The organism is Neorhizobium phenanthreniclasticum (genome assembly GCF_040066075.1).
In the GTDB taxonomy this organism is placed as follows: Bacteria; Pseudomonadota; Alphaproteobacteria; order Rhizobiales; family Rhizobiaceae; genus Neorhizobium; species Neorhizobium petrolearium.
In genome coordinates this window covers 62,795-78,197 of the sequence record NZ_JBEAAL010000014.1, presented here as the reverse complement: position 1 = coordinate 78,197, position 15,403 = coordinate 62,795, and the positions used below count along the sequence as shown (strand labels likewise).

Sequence of the window (15,403 nt, the reverse complement as noted above, 5' to 3'; positions counted from 1 at the left end):
AAGGGTTGAAACAGCTGACCTGTCGCCATGGCCGAGCCCAAGGTTTCGATTATGATCCCTAGTCGACCGAGACAAGAAGCGTCAGCGCCGCCGCGGTTGAGGGAGGAGAAACAAACAATGCACAAGATACTGACATCCATCGGTATTGCCTTGCTGGCCTTTACCAGCGTCGGCGCCACGAGTAGTACGAGCCTCGCGGGTGAATGGCCTAAGGACAAGCCGATTACCTTGGTTCACGCTTTCGCGGCCGGCAGCGACTACCTGGCACGTCTGATTGCTGCGGCGCTCGAAAAGGGCATCGGGCAAACCGTCATAGTCGAAAACAAGCCGGGTGCCGGTGGTGCGATCGGTACGGGTTACGTGGCCCGCCAGAAGCCGGACGGTTATACGCTGGTGACCGCTTATCCGGGACCTGCGGCGAATTTCACCAACACGATGCCGGGCCTGAACTATAAGCCCCTCACCGATTTCGAGCACGTCATCCAGTTTTCCGTGGGTGACATGGTGCTGGTGGCCCGTAAAGACTTTCCGGCCAACAATCTCAGCGAACTGATCGCCTATGCCAAGGAGCATCCCTCGCAGGTGAGCGCCGGTAACAATGGCATCGGCTCCTACGGCCATATGATCGAGGCAGCGATCATGGACATGGTTGGCATCGACATCAAGCTCGTCAGCTACAAGGGCAGCCCGCCTATCGTGACCGACATGCTGTCGGCGAGCTTGGATCTTTCCGTCGATTATCTCGGCGACGCCTATATCAAACATATCGAGGCCGGCAGCCTCAAGCCGATCGCCGTCATCTCCGCCAAGCGGGCGAAAATCCTGCCGAACACGCCGACGCTCAAGGAAGCGGGGCTCGATCTGGTGGCCGTGCCGTGGGGTGGCATCATGGCGCCGAAAGGCACTCCGCCGGCTGTCGTCAAGAAGATCAATGAAGTGCTGACCGAATATCTGAAGTCGGACGATGCAATCCAGAAATTCGCCGTCGCTGGTCAGGTCGCGGCGCCTACGACGCCGGAAGAGTTCCACAAGATCGTCGTCGACGAAGAGGCGCTGTGGCGGAATATCATCGCCAAGTACGATATCCGCAGCAAGTAACTCCGCTCCCTCTTCGGGGAGCGAGAATGACGGCCCTAGCCAAATTCCAAAATCCGGGAGCGTATCCGATGTCGAGTGGCGTCCTAGCCCGATCGCATGAGCCCCCCGGCCATCTGACCGGCTGGCTTTCCGGATCGGTTGACATGGCCTGTGATCTCGAGGGCCTGCTGCACCCGGATACCGGTCTGGATTCGATCGAAATCGGTGCCCAGGCGCTGGAGTTGGGAATAAGGGCCGTGGTGCTGCAGGCCCATGATTACTGCACTGCGCCGGTTGCGGCCTATCTGGCGGATGCCGATTTCAAGGACACGCCTATCGCCTTGTTCGGCAGCGTTGCGCTGAACACGACAGTCGGCGGCCTAAATGTCTATGCCGTCGAACACACGCTGATGCTGGCCGGCAAGGTGGTTCACATGCCGACGCTCTCGGCGGAGAATTTCCTGAGGAGCCAGCGTTGGCCTTCCCGCCTGCCGGTAGGGTTCGATGGCGCCGAGCCCGCGCTCAGTGTGGTGAGTGCACGTGGCAGGGTGCTGCCTGAGCTCAAGGAGCTCTTGGAGGTTATCGCGACAAGGGATGGCGTCCTCGGGGCGGGATTCTTGCATACAAGCGAATTGCTCGCGCTGTTCGAGGCGGCGAAGGTATGCGGCGTGACTCGGCTACTGGTGTCAGACCCGGTGCGCAATAATGGAGCTCGACCGGGAGATGTGGATAGGATGCTGCGGCAGGGCGCTTACATCATGATCTCGGCGAGTAGCCAGGGGCGCGACCGCATGCTGGCTGCCAGCCTTGCCCGGACGCATCCCGAACGGCTGATTCTCGGCCTGCATTCCGCTGAAGCTTCCGGCTCATTGCGAAGCCATTACATCGCCGCTTTGCGGGGGTGGCTGGAGCTTGGTCTCGACGAAGGAGAAATCCGGCGGGCGATCGGTGACAATCCGCGCCGGCTGCTTGGTCTGGAAGAACGAATAATGCATGGGACGCATTTGCATGCCTGATACCGATAATGAACCGCCGCTGGTAGACGCGCATTTTCACATCTACACGACGGACCTGCCGCTGGCGCCAAATGCCTGGCACAAGCCCCCGGAAGATGCAGGCGTCGAGAAACTGATCGGGCTGCTGGACGAGCATGGCATAGCGCTCGGGGTCGTTGCAGCTGCCAGTCTGCATGGCGAATACAACGATTATGTTCGCGATGCGCTGCGCAGATATCGCCGCCTGAGGGCGACGGCCATCGTCTCTCCGTCGATCAGCGTCTATGAGCTGGAGCGGATGCGGGATGATGGCTTCGTGGGTATCAGGCTGATGTGGCGGACGCTCAGCGAGGCGCCGGACATTGCATCGCCGGACTATCGCCGGCTGTTGCGGCGGGTGGCCGATCTCGGCTGGCATGTCCACCTGATCGAGCGGGCGGACCGCCTGCCGGCGATGATGCGGGAGATCGAGGCGGCCGGCGCGCGGATGGTTATCGACCATATGGGCATGCCGGAAGCGGGAAAAGGCGTGGACGATCCCGGCTTCCGGCTGGTGCTTGAGGCGATCGACCGGGGCAGGACCTGGGTCAAGCTCTCGGCCGGCTACCGGTTCAAACCGCCTTCGGCGGCGGCGGACTGCGCCGGGGAGTTGATCAAGCGGACGGGCGGAGAACGGCTTGTCTGGGCGAGCGACTGGCCATTCGCGGCCTATGAGAACCGCGTCACCTATGGCGAGACCATGGCGGCGCTTTCCGAATGGGTGCCGGATCCTGCCATGCGGCGGCGTATCGGCGGGCGCAACGCACTTGAACTCTATTGCATGTAACGGCTGGAACCGGAAATGAATGCACTTGCAGAAGTGGCCGCCAAGGCAGAAGTCCTGTCCCTCGTCACCGAATACTGGAACGAGGTCGACACCAATTGGGGTGCACGTGCCCATATGATGTTTGCCGAGGATGGCGTGTTCGGTTCCGGCCCTTCCGCCTTTGTTGGCCGCGAACAGATCAAGGCCTTTTACGACTGGCGCCGTGGTCGCGGGGATCGCGTCGCGCGTCATCTTATCAACAATCCGATGGTTTCGATCGAAAGTGCGGACCGGGCGACGATCAAATATATCATGACGATCTATGCGGTAGACGGCGTGCCGGTGCTGCCGGTCAATGCCCCGAACAGCATTTCGGAGGTTCTCGAAGTGCTGGTGCGCGGTGCGGAAGGCTGGAAGATCCGGTCGAAGACCTTCACTCATCTGTTCAAGGGCAACGAGCCGACGACGACCATGCCGGCGCATGTGCGGCAAAGCCTGTTGTCAGAGCCGGTTCGAGAGGATCAAAGCTAGTATCCGCATAGACGATCGAAATGCCGTTGAGGAGGAGAACAGCATGAGTATCGAGACGAGAAAGCCGCAGGAGCGCGCGCTCAGTCGCCGGAATGTCACCTTTACCGCTATTTTCGTGTGTTTCAGCGTGGTCGTCGGCATCTACGCCTATCGTACGCTCAGTATCGGTACGGCGGCGGAAATGGGCGCCGGTTTCTTTCCGGTCATGCTGTCGATCGTTCTGGGATTCCTGGCTTTGGCAGTTGCCTTCACGCCGATCTCGGCAGGCGCTCAGCCTCTGCGCTTCGCCTCCATCAAATCCTCGGTATTGGTTCTCGGTGCCCCGCTCATCTTCGCGGTGACGATCCAATCGCTGGGTCTCGTCGCGGCGGTCGCTCTAACGATCTTCTTCTCCAGCTTTGCCAGCCGTTTCGCCACGCTTCGCCAATCGCTCCTGTTGGCCGTGGGTTTCACCGTATTCTGCGTCGCGGTGTTCCATTTCCTCCTGAACCTGCCAATCCCCCTTTGGGGCGACCTGATTACGGGTTAGAAAAGCCATGGATATCTTTGCCAATCTCGCGCTCGGTTTCGGGGCGGTTCTCGAACCTTCAAACCTGATGTTCTGCTTCATCGGCTGTCTGCTAGGTACCGCCGTCGGCGTGCTACCGGGCATCGGGCCGCTAGGCACGATCGCCATCCTCCTGCCGGTTACCTTCGGTTTTGCGCCGGAGGCCTCGATGATCATGCTGGCCGGCATCTACTACGGCGCCCAATATGGTGGCTCGACCACGGCGATTCTCATCAACCTGCCGGGCGAGGCGACATCCGCGGTCACCGCCATCGACGGTTACCAGATGGCGCGCCAGGGCAGGGCGGGTGCAGCACTCGCCATTGCCGCGCTCGGCTCTTTCTTCGCCGGCTGTGTCGCCACGTTGGTTATCGCGATTTTCGCCGTGCCGCTCACCTCGCTCGCCCTCAGTTTCGGACCATCGGACTATTTCGCGCTGATGGTGCTCGGCGTCGTGGCCTCGATCGCGCTGGCACATGGCTCGGTGTTGAAGGGGCTGGTGATGATCGTGCTTGGGCTGCTGCTCGGCTGTGTGGGGACGGATGTCTATACGGGCAGCATGCGTCTGACGCTCGGTACGCTCGATCTCGCTGACGGCATTCCGATCATCGCCTTCGGTTCGGGCGTTTATGCGCTCGCCGAAATCCTGCGCGGCCTTGAGGACGAAAAGGAGCAGGAGCGGGAAGTGCTGACCACGCGCGTTACCGGCCTTATGCTCACCTGGGGGGAGATCAAGGAATCGGCGGGGCCGATCCTGCGCGGCACGGGGCTCGGCTCGATCCTCGGCATCCTGCCGGGGGGCGGCGCCATGCTGTCCTCCTTCACCTCCTATGCCTTGGAAAAGAAACTCTCGCGCCATCCGGAACGCTTCGGCCATGGTGCGATTGGTGGCGTTGCAGGTCCGGAATCGGCCAACAACGCCGGCGCCCAGAGTTCCTTCATTCCCATGCTGACGCTCGGCATTCCCTCCAATGCCATCATGGCACTGATGATCGGGGCGCTTATGCTGCAGGGCGTGGCGCCCGGCCCCAGCCTCGTCAACGAGAAGCCTGTACTGTTCTGGGGCGTTATCGTCTCGATGTGGATCGGCAATCTGATGCTCGTTATCCTCAACCTGCCGCTTGTCGGGCTGTGGGTGAAGCTGCTCTCCGTTCGCAATCATCTCCTGTTCCCGGCCATCATCGGGTTCTCGGCGATCGGCGTCTACAGCGTCGGCAACAATCCGTTCGACCTCGTGGTGATGGCGGTGTTCGGCGTGGTCGGCTACGGGCTCACAAAGCTCGATTGCGAACCTGCGCCATTGCTTCTCGGCTTCGTTCTGGGGCCAATGCTGGAGGAATACCTGCGCCGCGCCATGCTGCTGGCGGATGGCAATCCACTTGCCTTCTTCCATCGGCCGATCACTGCGGGCCTGCTCATTGTCTCGGCAGTGACGCTCTTCGCCGTGCTGTTCCCGGCGATCCGCAATCGCCGCAAGGTGGTGTTCGCGGAAGAGGACTGATCGTCGCTCGATCGGTGCCCGATGGCACCGACTGTATTTCATGGTTTGAAATCGCCGGGTGGCGAAGGTGGACCTCCCACCATCCGGCGCTCTAACTCATCGGGACCGATGAAACAATGAGGCGGCCGCTGTCGCCTGCCACTCACTCCCGATGTTCTACAGGTGAAACTTGCATCATCCGCCGAGTTTCCGCTTCCGCCGGCTGCGCCCATGAGCACCGCCAAGGTTGGGCGTTACAATCCGCTGCTTGCCCTGAAGGACCTCCATTACCGCCGTTTCGCGATCGGCAGCATCGTCTCCGTTCTCGGCATGTGGATGCAGAAGATCGGCGTCGCCTGGCTTGCCTGGGAGCTCAGCAAGTCGCCTTTCTGGCTCGGGCTGATCGCCGCGGCCGACATGCTGCCGTCGATCTTTCTCAGCAGCTTCGCCGGCTCGCTTGCGGATGCGCATGACAAGATCAAGGTTCTGCGTTCTGCTCAGTCGGTCGCCATCATGCAATCCGTGGCGCTTGCCTTTCTCTCTTGGTTCGGGCTGACCACCGTCGAGGTGCTGTTCGCGCTAACCTTGGTGCTGGGGGTATCCAGCAGTCTGGAGCAGCCGGCGCGGCTGTCGCTGATCCGGGAAATCGTGCCGCCCGATTATCTGCATGCGGCGGTCGCGCTGAATGCGCTGAGTTTCAATCTGGCTCGCTTCGTCGGCCCAATCATAGCGGGCGTGCTGATCAGCGAGATCAATGTCGGCGTTACTTTTGCCGCAAGCGCCGTGGCGATCGCCTTCTTTTCCTATGCGCTTGCGGTGATCCAGGTGCAGAAGGTGGCCGATAGGCCGGCCGATCCCGTCCAAAAAGCCGGTACGACCGATGGGTTCCGGTATGTGCTCGGCAACAGAAGCCTGCTTGCCACGCTGGGGCTGATGGGGATGACCGGCATCAGCGTCAACGGGATCCTGCAGATGCTGCCGGCCGTCTCCGACGCCTTGTTTGCCAGAGGTATTGACGGTTTTGTCGGGCTGATGGCGGCCTCGGCCTTCGGTTCGATCGTATCGGGCACGATCACGCTTGCGCGGCCGCCGAGCGCGCAAGGGGCGCTTAGCATCGCGCTTGCCGCACTTTGCGCCACGGCCGCGCTCGCCGTGTTGGCGCTGACGCCGAGCTTCCATTTCGCCCTCGTCGCGATCTTCTGCATGTCCTTCGCCAACATGTATGCGGGGATCGGCGGGCAGGCCCTGCTGCAGCTTGAAAGCGAACCGGGTAAGCTCGGGCGGGTGATGGGCATCTACAGCATGATCATCCGCGGCGGCCCGGCTGTCGGGAGTTTTTTCATCGGAGCGGCGGCCACATTCGTCGGCATGGTCATCCCTGTCGTCGGCGTCGCCGCGCTTGCCGCCTGCTATTCCGGCCTCATCGCGCTCGCCTTTCGCCAGCGCCGATCTTGATCTTCCTCATTTCATTCCTTGAAATGTGAGAAGAAGCCTCTGGCTTCGCCGATGGGGTGGGGCTACCTTTCATGTGAGCATTGGTTGGAGGACTGGTGCAAAAGAATTCTGGGAGGAGTTCTGAATGTTTGACAGCGAGTTGAAGGAGAGGCCGGCCAAATATTCCCAGCTACCGAAATACAACGATCTTCACTGTAGGGCGAATTCATTGCGTGGTAGCGTCGACGAACACAAGGCATCTTATGCCCCCGTCGAGTCCGCGCGCCGGGTTTTGTTGCTGTTGCAGGCGCTGAATGCGCAGCGTATAGCGACCATCGGTTCGCTGCATCAGGTGACGGGTCTATCCAAATCGACAATCGTGCGGATGCTGGAGACGCTGATCAGCGAAGGTTACGTGGTGCGCGACAATTTCGTCGGCGGCTATAGCGTCACCTCCAAGGTCGTCTCGCTCGCCTCCGGTTTCAGTGGCGCTCCATTGCTGATCGAGGCGGCGCGGTCGCGGGCGGTGGCGCTGACCAACAATATCAAGTGGCCCGTCAGCCTTGGGACGTTGCGCGACGCTCATATCCTGGTGAGCTTCACCACCGCGCCTATCAGCCCTTGGGCCTATCCGTTTCCCGTGCTGCACCGGTTCCTCGATCTGGAGCTGACGGCGATGGGACAGTGCTACCTGGCCTTCTGCGACGACGATGAGCGGGCACTGCTTCTCAACGCGCTCACCCAGCAGCGCCGCGAGCAGGGCAGGCCTTTCGATGCGGCGCGCGTGCTGCGCGATCTGAGGGCCACCCGCAAGCGCGGTTATGCCCGGGTCGGTGGGCCGCGCCGGGTCTTCGATTTCGTCGCCGTTCCGATCCTGGACGGGCAGCGCTGCTCGGCCTGTATGGGGGTCGGTTTCTATCGCACGGCGGTTCCGTCGGATCGCATTTTGGAAAGCGTCATACAGCCGATGGTCGAGGCCGCATCCGCAATCCAGGTGGATATGCGCAGCCTGCACGGCACCAGCTACTGAGCCAACATCAACCGATATCTGCCGAACGATGCTCGATCAAGGGCAGGCTCGGCCATGGCCACGTGCCTCCAACTTGAGGAAAATCACATGAAACGTAAGGTGATATTAACATGTGCCGTCACGGGCGGCAGCGCACTGTCCAAAAACAGCCAATACGTGCCGATCACGCCGGAGCAGATCGCCAACGAGGCAATCGCCGCGGCGAAGGCCGGTGCTGCCTCGGTACATATTCATGTCCGCGACCCGCAGACCGGCGCGCCTTCGATGCAGTTCGAGCTTTACGAGGATGTGATGCAGCGCATCCGCCGCTCAGGCGTCGATTTTATCGTCAACTTGACCGCCGGACCGGGCGCGGGTTACGCGCCGACGCTGGATGAGACGGTCGTGCCGCCGGTTCGATCGCCGGGGGTTCGGACCGACCATGTTTCCCGCCTGCGGCCGGATATTTGCACGCTGGACGTTGCCACTATGAATTTTGGAGACCGAGCGATCGTCAACACGCCGCCGCATCTGATCGCGATGGCGAAGGCGATCCGGGCCGCCGGCGTGAAGCCGGAGCTCGAGGTGTTCGACATCGGCCATGTGGGTGTGGCGGTGCGGCTTCTGGAGGCGGGACACCTGCCACAGCCGTCGTTCTTCCAGTTTTGCCTCGGCATTCCGGGCGGCGCTCCGGCGACGACCGAGGCAATGCTTCTGATGCGCTCACTCATTCCGCCGGGCACGCAATGGTCGGCCTTCGGCATTTCCCGCGCTCAGATGCCCATGGTCGCACAATCGGTTATTCTCGGCGGACACTGCCGCGTCGGGCTGGAGGACAATCTGTTTCTCGAACATGGCGTCCTGTCCGAAGGCAATGTGCCGTTAGTCAAACGTGCAGTGGAAATCATCCGGGCGCTTGGAGCGGAGCCGGCGACGCCGGCCGAAACCCGCGAAATCCTCTCCCTGGAAGCGGCGAGGGCGGCTGCCTGATGAACGATCTCAATCAGGTTTCCGAGGCCGTCTTCGACCCTGCCGCGGCAGGGTGGACGAAGCGCCGCTCCAACCCGTTCTCCGAGATGATCGGGCCGTTCTGGCAAAAATACGAGGACGGCCAGTTCCTTCTCGGACTGCTCTGCACGCCCAACATGCTCAACAATGCGGGTGTGATGCATGGAGGGTGCCTTGCGACCTTCGGTGATCAGGCGATTGGAAGCACGCTTTTTGAAACGCTGTCGCGCGCGCAGGGGCCGGATGCGCCACCGGTTCGATCGGTGACCGTGCAGCTCAACGTTCAGTTCCTGGCAGCGGTGCGGCCATCCGATTTCGTGATTGGTCGTTGCCTGATCACCCGGCAGACGCGGACCCTCGTGTTTCTCCACGGTCTGGCAGAGGTGGACGGGGAGGCGGTTGCTTCGCTGCAGGCGGTGTTCAAGCTCATGAAGCCGCAGGCCTAGATAGGCTTCTCTGTTTGTATTTCAGTCGTTGAAAAGGCTAGACGCGAACACTCCCCCTGGGCCGCCAGACGCCGCAGAGTAATCAGCACAACAGAACATTCGGGGAGGATCAGGAATGCCGCGGACGGAGTTTGCAACCCGCTTCAAAGCACGTCAGCAACTGCTCGGCGCCTTCGTCAAGACACCTACGAGCCATGCCTCGGAAATCCTCGGCGGTGCGGGTTTCGATTTCGTCGTCATCGACGAGGAGCATGCACCGATCGATCGGGTCACGACGGATCAAATCCTGCTCGGATGCAGGGCGAGCGATATCGCCGGCCTGGTGCGCGTTGCTTCCTCGGCTCCAAGCGCCATCCAATCGGTGCTGGATTGCGGCGCGGCCGGCGTGCTGGTGCCGCATGTCGCTTCCGCAGAGATTGCCCGCACGGTGGTGGCCGCAAGCCGGTATCGTGGCGACGCTCGCGGCTTCTCCAATTCGCCGCGTGCCGGCGGATATGGTGCGACCGGCATGTGGGCGCATATTGAGGCGCAGGACCGGGATGTCGCGGTGGTGGCGATGATCGAGGATCGCGAAGCGATCGACGTCATAGAAGACATTGTAGCGGTCAATGGGCTCGATGGCATTTTCATCGGCCGCGGAGACCTGACAGTTTCGCTCGGCGCCAAATCGGCAAGCGAGCCGGTAGTGAAGGACGCGGTCGCCCGCGTCATGACGGCAGCCCGCAATGTCAGGAAACCCATCTGCGTCATGGTCGGCTCGGTGGAGGAGATCGGGCCCTTCCACGCGGAAGGGGCGAGCGCCTTCATCGTTTCCTCCGACCAGGGCCTGCTTCGCGCCAGCGCCAACCGCATCCGCGCCGAATTCAGCGCCGCCGCAAACTGAAACAATCACAGGACATGACCATGTACGCAGCAAGTGACCCAAGATCGGCTCTCAACACTCCAGCGGCTCGCACCAATCCCGCTCCCACTGCCTATAAGGGCGCGGAATATGCCCGCTTTTACGATGCGCCGCCGCAGGAAGTGGTGGATGGCAGCCAGACCTATTATGCCCGCGGCCAGAACCTGATTGTGGCGCATACGCGGGGCAAGGCCGGGCTGGTGCTTTCTCGCACCAACCAGCTCGACGAATATGTGGTTTTGCTTCCCAATCGGAACACGCCGGTCGAAGTCCGCTGGAACGGCGAGGGCATCACCGTTGACGGCTATTGCATCGTCGTCGTGCCGGCGGGCGATAGCGAGGTGCATCTCAAGGGTGATGGCGAGGTGATCCGGCTGCTCACGACGCGCGCGGACGATCTCGTCGCCAAGTGCTCGAATGCGGAGTCCTATATCCATTCCGATCCGAATGTGCCGCCTTTCCAAGCCTGGCCCGATCCGGTGGGCGGGCACAAGCTGCGGCATTACAGTCTGGATGTTCCGCCGGAGCCGGGCCGGTTCGGCATCATCTTCCGTTGCTCGACGATCATGGTGAACTTCTTGCCCGGCAGCGGCCCTCGCGATATCACCAAGATGTCTCCGCACTTCCACGACGACTTCGAGCAATATTCGCTCTGCGTCGCAGGCTCTTACATCCACTACCTGCGCTGGCCATGGATCAGCGATCTCAATGCCTGGCGGCCGGACGATGCCGAGCTTTGCGCCGCACCTTCCGTTGCCGTCATCCCTCCACCGGCAATTCACACATCGCGGTCGATCGACCCGGTGAAGAATGTCCTGGTCGATATCTTCAGCCCGCCGCGCGCCGATTTTTCCGCCAAGTCCGGCTGGGTGCTGAATGCCGATGAATATCCCGCGCCGGACACTCTCGCGCGCTGAACCAGCCCTTATGGGAGTATTGAGCATGACCGAAGCTTCTTCCGCCACCCTCGACCGAAACGCTGAAATCGCCGACCTTCTGGTCGGCGCCGTGGACCTGCATTGCCACAGCGGGCCGGCCGTATTCCCCCGCCTGCTCGATCATTATGAAGCGATGATGGAAGCGTCCGAAGCGGGCTTTTCGGCACTCGTCTATAAGGACCATTTCTATCCGGGCATGGCGCATGCCAGGCTGCTCGAGACGCTCTATCCGGATACCGGCGTGCGCCTCTATTCCGGCGTCGCGCTCAACAATGCCAGCGGTGGCATCAATCCGCATGCGGTGGACCATGCCGTCAAGCTCGGCGGCAAGATCGTCTGGATGCCAACATTTGCCGCGGCGAATCACATCGACAAGAGCGCAAACGAAACCAAGAACTATCCCAAGAGCGTCAATCCCATGCTGCCGCCCATTCCGCTCACGGTGCTGGACGAGAAAGGCAAGCTGACGAAAGAGACGAACGAGGTGCTGGAGGTCATCGCGGCGGGCGATATCATTCTCTCCAGCGGCCACCTTTCGGTGGACGAGCTGAAAGTGCTCTATCCGGAAGCAAAGCGTCGCGGCGTAAAGAAGATGATGATCAATCATCCCACTTATGTCATTGGCTGCTCGGACGATGATATCCGCGAACTCAGCCGGCTGGGCGTCTACATGGAACATTCGATCTGCATGTTCATCCCCAACGAGCGCGGACCGTCCAAATGGGATGCTGCGGAGCTCCGGCGCCTGGTGGGCTTGGCCGGCGTCGAGATGACCATATTCGGCTCCGACCTCGGCCTTGTGAAGATGCCGCGCCCCGTCGAGGGATACCGCGCCATCGTCAACGATCTGCTTGATCTCCAGATGCCGAAGTCCGACATCCGAAAACTCGTGGGTGCCAACGCGGCAAGCCTGCTATGACCCCATGCGGTTGGTTCGACCGGACCTCATATCTGTTCCGCGGGCCGCACAATCGTCGTTGTATTGCCACTAACAAGGTCGACGCCAACACGAAGGCGAGGTCGTATTGAGGTGTTGGCGCCTGCGGCGGGAGCATCGTCTCGATCTAACGCGGGGCGGGCTGGAAGAGCTCGACCAGATTGCCGGACGGATCGACCAACAGGACTTGCGATCCGCCGGGTCCCGTCACGATCTCGTTTCGCAGCTTGACGCCTGCAGCCTGCAGCCGGGTAACTTCCGCCTGCAAGTCACTGACGATCAGGTGGATACGGTTCCAGCCGCCCGGCCGGGGGAGCTCGCCGTCGGACATTGCGCGCCCCGCCGAGCTTTTCGGTCCACTGAGCAACAACCGCAGCGAACCCAGCTTGACGTCGGCGAAGGCGGGGGCGTGCTTGGAAAGCAAGGTGAAGCCCAGGTTTTTCGTGTACCATTCGATTGCCGCTTCAACATTATCCACGATGTAGCGGACATTCACGGTTGTCTCCGGCATTTCCTCCTCCCCAGTCACAGTTCGTGGAGCGTCGATGTTTATAATCATAACCGGGTGTGCTTCGATTGTCAGGACAATCGGCCTCCGATAAGCGTTCAATCGGTCGCGTTCGCCTCGTAGAACGTCCTCACATCCGCAGCAAAGCTCTTCCGGGACTCCGGCTTTGTGTAGAACATGTGTCCGCCGCGATAGGTCTTCAGCTCGGCGCGACCGGCGGCGAGCTCGGGCGGCAGATGGTCGATGACGTAGCGGCTCGCGCCATAGGGTGTCAGCGCGTCGCTGTAGCCATGCGCGATCATCAGCCGGAAGGTCGGGATGACGGAGAGCAGGTCGCGGATGTCGGTGGAAGCGCCAGCAAGGGATCGGCTATCACCGCCGCGGCTGCCATTCCATTCCCAGCGGCGGTTCACATCCTCATTGAGGAGATTGTAGGTCATCTCGGTTGAAAACCTGAGTTCGTTACGGGCATAGGCCGCAAAGGCAGCGCCGTAGGCGCGCGTATAGCCGTCGAGGATGGGATCGTCGTTGCGGTTATTGACGTCTTCCGGATAGGCATCCGGCACCGCATAGGACGCATCATAGGGACTGATTATCCTGCCAGGTCCACCCATCTGCTTGGCGTAGACATCACCCACGAAGCCGCGCGTGCGAGCCACCACATCCTGCGGAATGCCGGTAAGCTCGGCCACACGGCCGTAAAGCGCATCGGCGGCCGGACCGCCGGGGGAGGGGCCTGCCAGCGCGACGAGATAATCGCCCATGGCGAAACGTTCGGCCTCGGCAAGCTTTTCCGGGGTAAACTGATTGCGTTGCTCCAACTTGCCAGCCGCGAGGGAAGGAAGCTGCAAGGCGGCGCTGAGCGGATCATCCGAATTGGCAAGAAAACGCCCCTCGATCAATGGCGAGAGCATGATGATGCCGGAAGTCAGGATGCCTTGGGTATTTCTGAGTGACGCGGCCACTTTGGCGGCACGAAACCCGCCATAACTCTCGCCGAGCAGGTATTTCGGCGCATCGAGCCGGTTGGTCTTCTGAGCGTAGAGAGCGATCGCCTTCGCGAGGCTTTCGGCATCCTGCCGCACACCGTAGAAACTCCGGGCTGCATCATCACTCGCCGCCCGGCTCCAGCCTGTGCCGACCGGATCGATCAGCACCAGATCGGTGAATGCAAGCCAGCTTTCGGGATTGTCCCTGAGCTCCGGCGTCGTGCCGTTGTCGCTGCTCGCGCCGAATTCGAGAATTCTCGGGCCGATCAGCCCCAGATGCAAATAGGCCGAAGCAGCCCCCGGCCCACCGTTGAAGGCGAAGGTGAGCGGCCGGCCGGCGGTACGGTTCTTGGCAACATAGGCGGTATAGAAGATCTTGGCTGTGCGGTTCCCGTCCTGTCCGAAAAGGTCGAGTGTGCCGACAGTCGCTGTATAGGGCAGTTCGCCGGAAGGCGCCTTGAAGACATGCTCGGTCGTGGAATCGGCCGGGATCAGGCTGAAAATGCCGCCGGATGTCGGTTGTTCCGCCTGGCGGGCGCGTTCAGGGCGCTCGTCTCCGCCGTGGTCCTGTTGCGCAAAGACCGGTGCGGAAAGTGCGAGCAGCACGGCGAAAGATGTAACGATACGATGGAACTGCAAACTGAAATCCTCCTTGGCCCCGGCCGGCCTGATCCAGCCGAAGCTCTATGTAGAGCGGCAAACCGATCCGCAAAACTCAACTCCGATTGATCGAGGCGCCGCGGGACCGGGCAGACTTGAAACTGACACGATTTGAACTCATATTGAGCATGAAATGGTTAAGCCTGTATCAGGATTGGTCCAATGACTGCACATGCATTCGAAATGAGCGCTGCCTCCTTCAGTGAGGCGCACTCCTCTTTCCTCTCTGCGCGGCGTGTTTCCGAATTGCTCGGCGTGACGCAGGTCGAGTTGGCAAAGCTGATCGGCGTCGCCCGCAACACGCTGACCGCCAAAAGCGGCGCACGCAAGGTCGACCTCGCACTCTCTCCCGTCGTCCGCATTCTCGCCATGGCGAGCGAGATGGCCGGCGACGAGAACCGCGCCGCAATCTGGTTCAAGCATCAGCCGATCCCCGGCTGGGCCGGCAAGACGGCTTATGACCTCGTCGGCGAGGGCAAGGCTGACAAGGTGCTTGCCTATCTGGAGGCGGTGCGTTCCGGCGTCTATGCCTGAACCGGACGAGGAGGCACTGTTCCTCTGGCGGGCTTATGTGCCGCGCTGGGCGCATGCGCCGCTTTCCGGCGATGGTGCAGCACGCTTCGGCGGGCGCTGGAACCCGGTCGGGTCGCCGACCATCTATGCCGCCCGCGAGCTTTCCACCGCCTGGGCCGAATACAATCAGGGCTTCGTGCAGCATCCGGCCCTGATCGCGCAGCTTCGGCTCACAGGCGCACGGCTGGCGAACCTCATCGATCCGGCCGCGCTTGCGGACCACGGCGTCAATGAAGCCATCCATCACTGTGAATGGCGGGCGGACCTTGATGCCGGGCGGTTGCCGGCGACCCATGCCTTGAGAGAGAGGCTCGTCGACCAAGGCTTTGACGGCATCGTCTACCCGTCCTTCATGTCACCCGGTGGCACATGCGTGGCGCTCTGGCGCTGGAATGGGCAGGGGGAACCGAGCCTGATCGTCATCGATCCGGACGGGCGGCTGCCGAGGAATGCCGCATCCTGGCTATGACGGAAACCGCGACGTTTCCCTGGGGCTAGCCTTTCAAGGCATGGACGAGGCTCGCGGCCCGAATCTCGAGCCAGGAATGCGAGCCTCTGACCGCCG

The 15,403-nt window shown here is 61.5% G+C and carries 17 protein-coding genes; 15 read left to right on the top strand and 2 right to left on the bottom strand.

The window, feature by feature from the left end:
• Positions 1 to 117: 117 nt before the first annotated feature.
• The 13 genes from ABK249_RS18170 to ABK249_RS18110 all read left to right on the top strand — a co-directional run bounded on the left by ABK249_RS18170 (position 118) and on the right by ABK249_RS18110 (position 12,090).
• Positions 118 to 1,098: a Bug family tripartite tricarboxylate transporter substrate binding protein gene (locus ABK249_RS18170; protein WP_348863566.1), complete on the top strand. Its 981-nt coding sequence runs from the start codon at positions 118 to 120 to the stop codon at positions 1,096 to 1,098.
• Between the two features lie 68 nt (positions 1,099 to 1,166).
• The gene (locus ABK249_RS18165) at positions 1,167 to 2,093 is read left to right on the top strand and encodes a DUF6282 family protein (protein ID WP_052182558.1); all 927 of its coding nucleotides are present in this window, start codon (positions 1,167 to 1,169) and stop codon (positions 2,091 to 2,093) included.
• A complete protein-coding gene (locus tag ABK249_RS18160; protein ID WP_348863565.1) occupies positions 2,086 to 2,898 on the top strand; it encodes an amidohydrolase family protein in 813 nt (270 codons plus the stop codon). The genes ABK249_RS18165 and ABK249_RS18160 overlap by 8 nt, the downstream gene beginning before the upstream one ends.
• Before the next feature lie 15 nt (positions 2,899 to 2,913).
• Positions 2,914 to 3,408: a nuclear transport factor 2 family protein gene (locus tag ABK249_RS18155; protein ID WP_348863564.1), complete on the top strand. Its 495-nt coding sequence runs from the start codon at positions 2,914 to 2,916 to the stop codon at positions 3,406 to 3,408.
• Positions 3,409 to 3,451: 43 nt separating this feature from the next.
• Positions 3,452 to 3,937, top strand: coding sequence for a tripartite tricarboxylate transporter TctB family protein (locus ABK249_RS18150; RefSeq protein WP_037145176.1), 486 nt, complete (start codon positions 3,452 to 3,454; stop codon positions 3,935 to 3,937).
• Positions 3,938 to 3,944: 7 nt separating this feature from the next.
• Complete coding sequence (locus tag ABK249_RS18145) at positions 3,945 to 5,456, top strand: tripartite tricarboxylate transporter permease (RefSeq protein ID WP_037145179.1); 1,512 nt, start codon at positions 3,945 to 3,947, stop codon at positions 5,454 to 5,456.
• Between the two features lie 210 nt (positions 5,457 to 5,666).
• Positions 5,667 to 6,890, top strand: coding sequence for an MFS transporter (locus ABK249_RS18140; RefSeq protein WP_152600997.1), 1,224 nt, complete (start codon positions 5,667 to 5,669; stop codon positions 6,888 to 6,890).
• Positions 6,891 to 7,014: 124 nt separating this feature from the next.
• The gene (locus ABK249_RS18135; protein WP_052182559.1) at positions 7,015 to 7,899 is read left to right on the top strand and encodes a helix-turn-helix domain-containing protein; all 885 of its coding nucleotides are present in this window, start codon (positions 7,015 to 7,017) and stop codon (positions 7,897 to 7,899) included.
• 87 nt (positions 7,900 to 7,986) lie between these two features.
• Positions 7,987 to 8,868 (top strand): beta-keto acid cleavage family enzyme, encoded by an 882-nt coding sequence (locus ABK249_RS18130; RefSeq protein ID WP_037145184.1) that lies wholly within the window; start codon positions 7,987 to 7,989, stop codon positions 8,866 to 8,868.
• Positions 8,868 to 9,332, top strand: a complete 465-nt coding sequence (locus tag ABK249_RS18125) for a PaaI family thioesterase (RefSeq protein ID WP_348863563.1) — start codon at positions 8,868 to 8,870, stop codon at positions 9,330 to 9,332. Before ABK249_RS18130 ends, ABK249_RS18125 begins: the two co-directional genes overlap by 1 nt.
• A 115-nt stretch (positions 9,333 to 9,447) precedes the next feature.
• Positions 9,448 to 10,215 carry an HpcH/HpaI aldolase family protein gene (locus ABK249_RS18120; RefSeq protein ID WP_348863562.1) on the top strand — a complete coding sequence of 256 codons (768 nt, stop codon included), beginning with the start codon at positions 9,448 to 9,450 and terminating at the stop codon, positions 10,213 to 10,215.
• Positions 10,216 to 10,235: 20 nt separating this feature from the next.
• Positions 10,236 to 11,150 carry a cupin domain-containing protein gene (locus ABK249_RS18115; RefSeq protein ID WP_037145959.1) on the top strand — a complete coding sequence of 305 codons (915 nt, stop codon included), beginning with the start codon at positions 10,236 to 10,238 and terminating at the stop codon, positions 11,148 to 11,150.
• Positions 11,151 to 11,175: 25 nt separating this feature from the next.
• Positions 11,176 to 12,090, top strand: coding sequence for a DUF6282 family protein (locus tag ABK249_RS18110; RefSeq protein WP_037145189.1), 915 nt, complete (start codon positions 11,176 to 11,178; stop codon positions 12,088 to 12,090).
• 145 nt (positions 12,091 to 12,235) lie between these two features.
• Here ABK249_RS18110 and ABK249_RS18105 read toward each other — a convergent pair whose 3' ends face one another.
• Entirely contained in the window at positions 12,236 to 12,619 is a 384-nt protein-coding gene (locus ABK249_RS18105; RefSeq protein WP_227705674.1) for a VOC family protein, read from the bottom strand.
• Between the two features lie 95 nt (positions 12,620 to 12,714).
• Positions 12,715 to 14,244, bottom strand: coding sequence for a S10 family peptidase (locus ABK249_RS18100; RefSeq protein WP_348863561.1), 1,530 nt, complete (start codon positions 14,242 to 14,244; stop codon positions 12,715 to 12,717).
• 183 nt (positions 14,245 to 14,427) lie between these two features.
• Between ABK249_RS18100 and ABK249_RS18095 the strand changes: the two genes are divergently transcribed.
• Entirely contained in the window at positions 14,428 to 14,799 is a 372-nt protein-coding gene (locus ABK249_RS18095; RefSeq protein ID WP_037145195.1) for an antitoxin Xre/MbcA/ParS toxin-binding domain-containing protein, read from the top strand.
• A complete protein-coding gene (locus ABK249_RS18090; RefSeq protein WP_348863560.1) occupies positions 14,792 to 15,307 on the top strand; it encodes an RES family NAD+ phosphorylase in 516 nt (171 codons plus the stop codon). The genes ABK249_RS18095 and ABK249_RS18090 overlap by 8 nt, the downstream gene beginning before the upstream one ends.
• Positions 15,308 to 15,403: the final 96 nt, after the last annotated feature.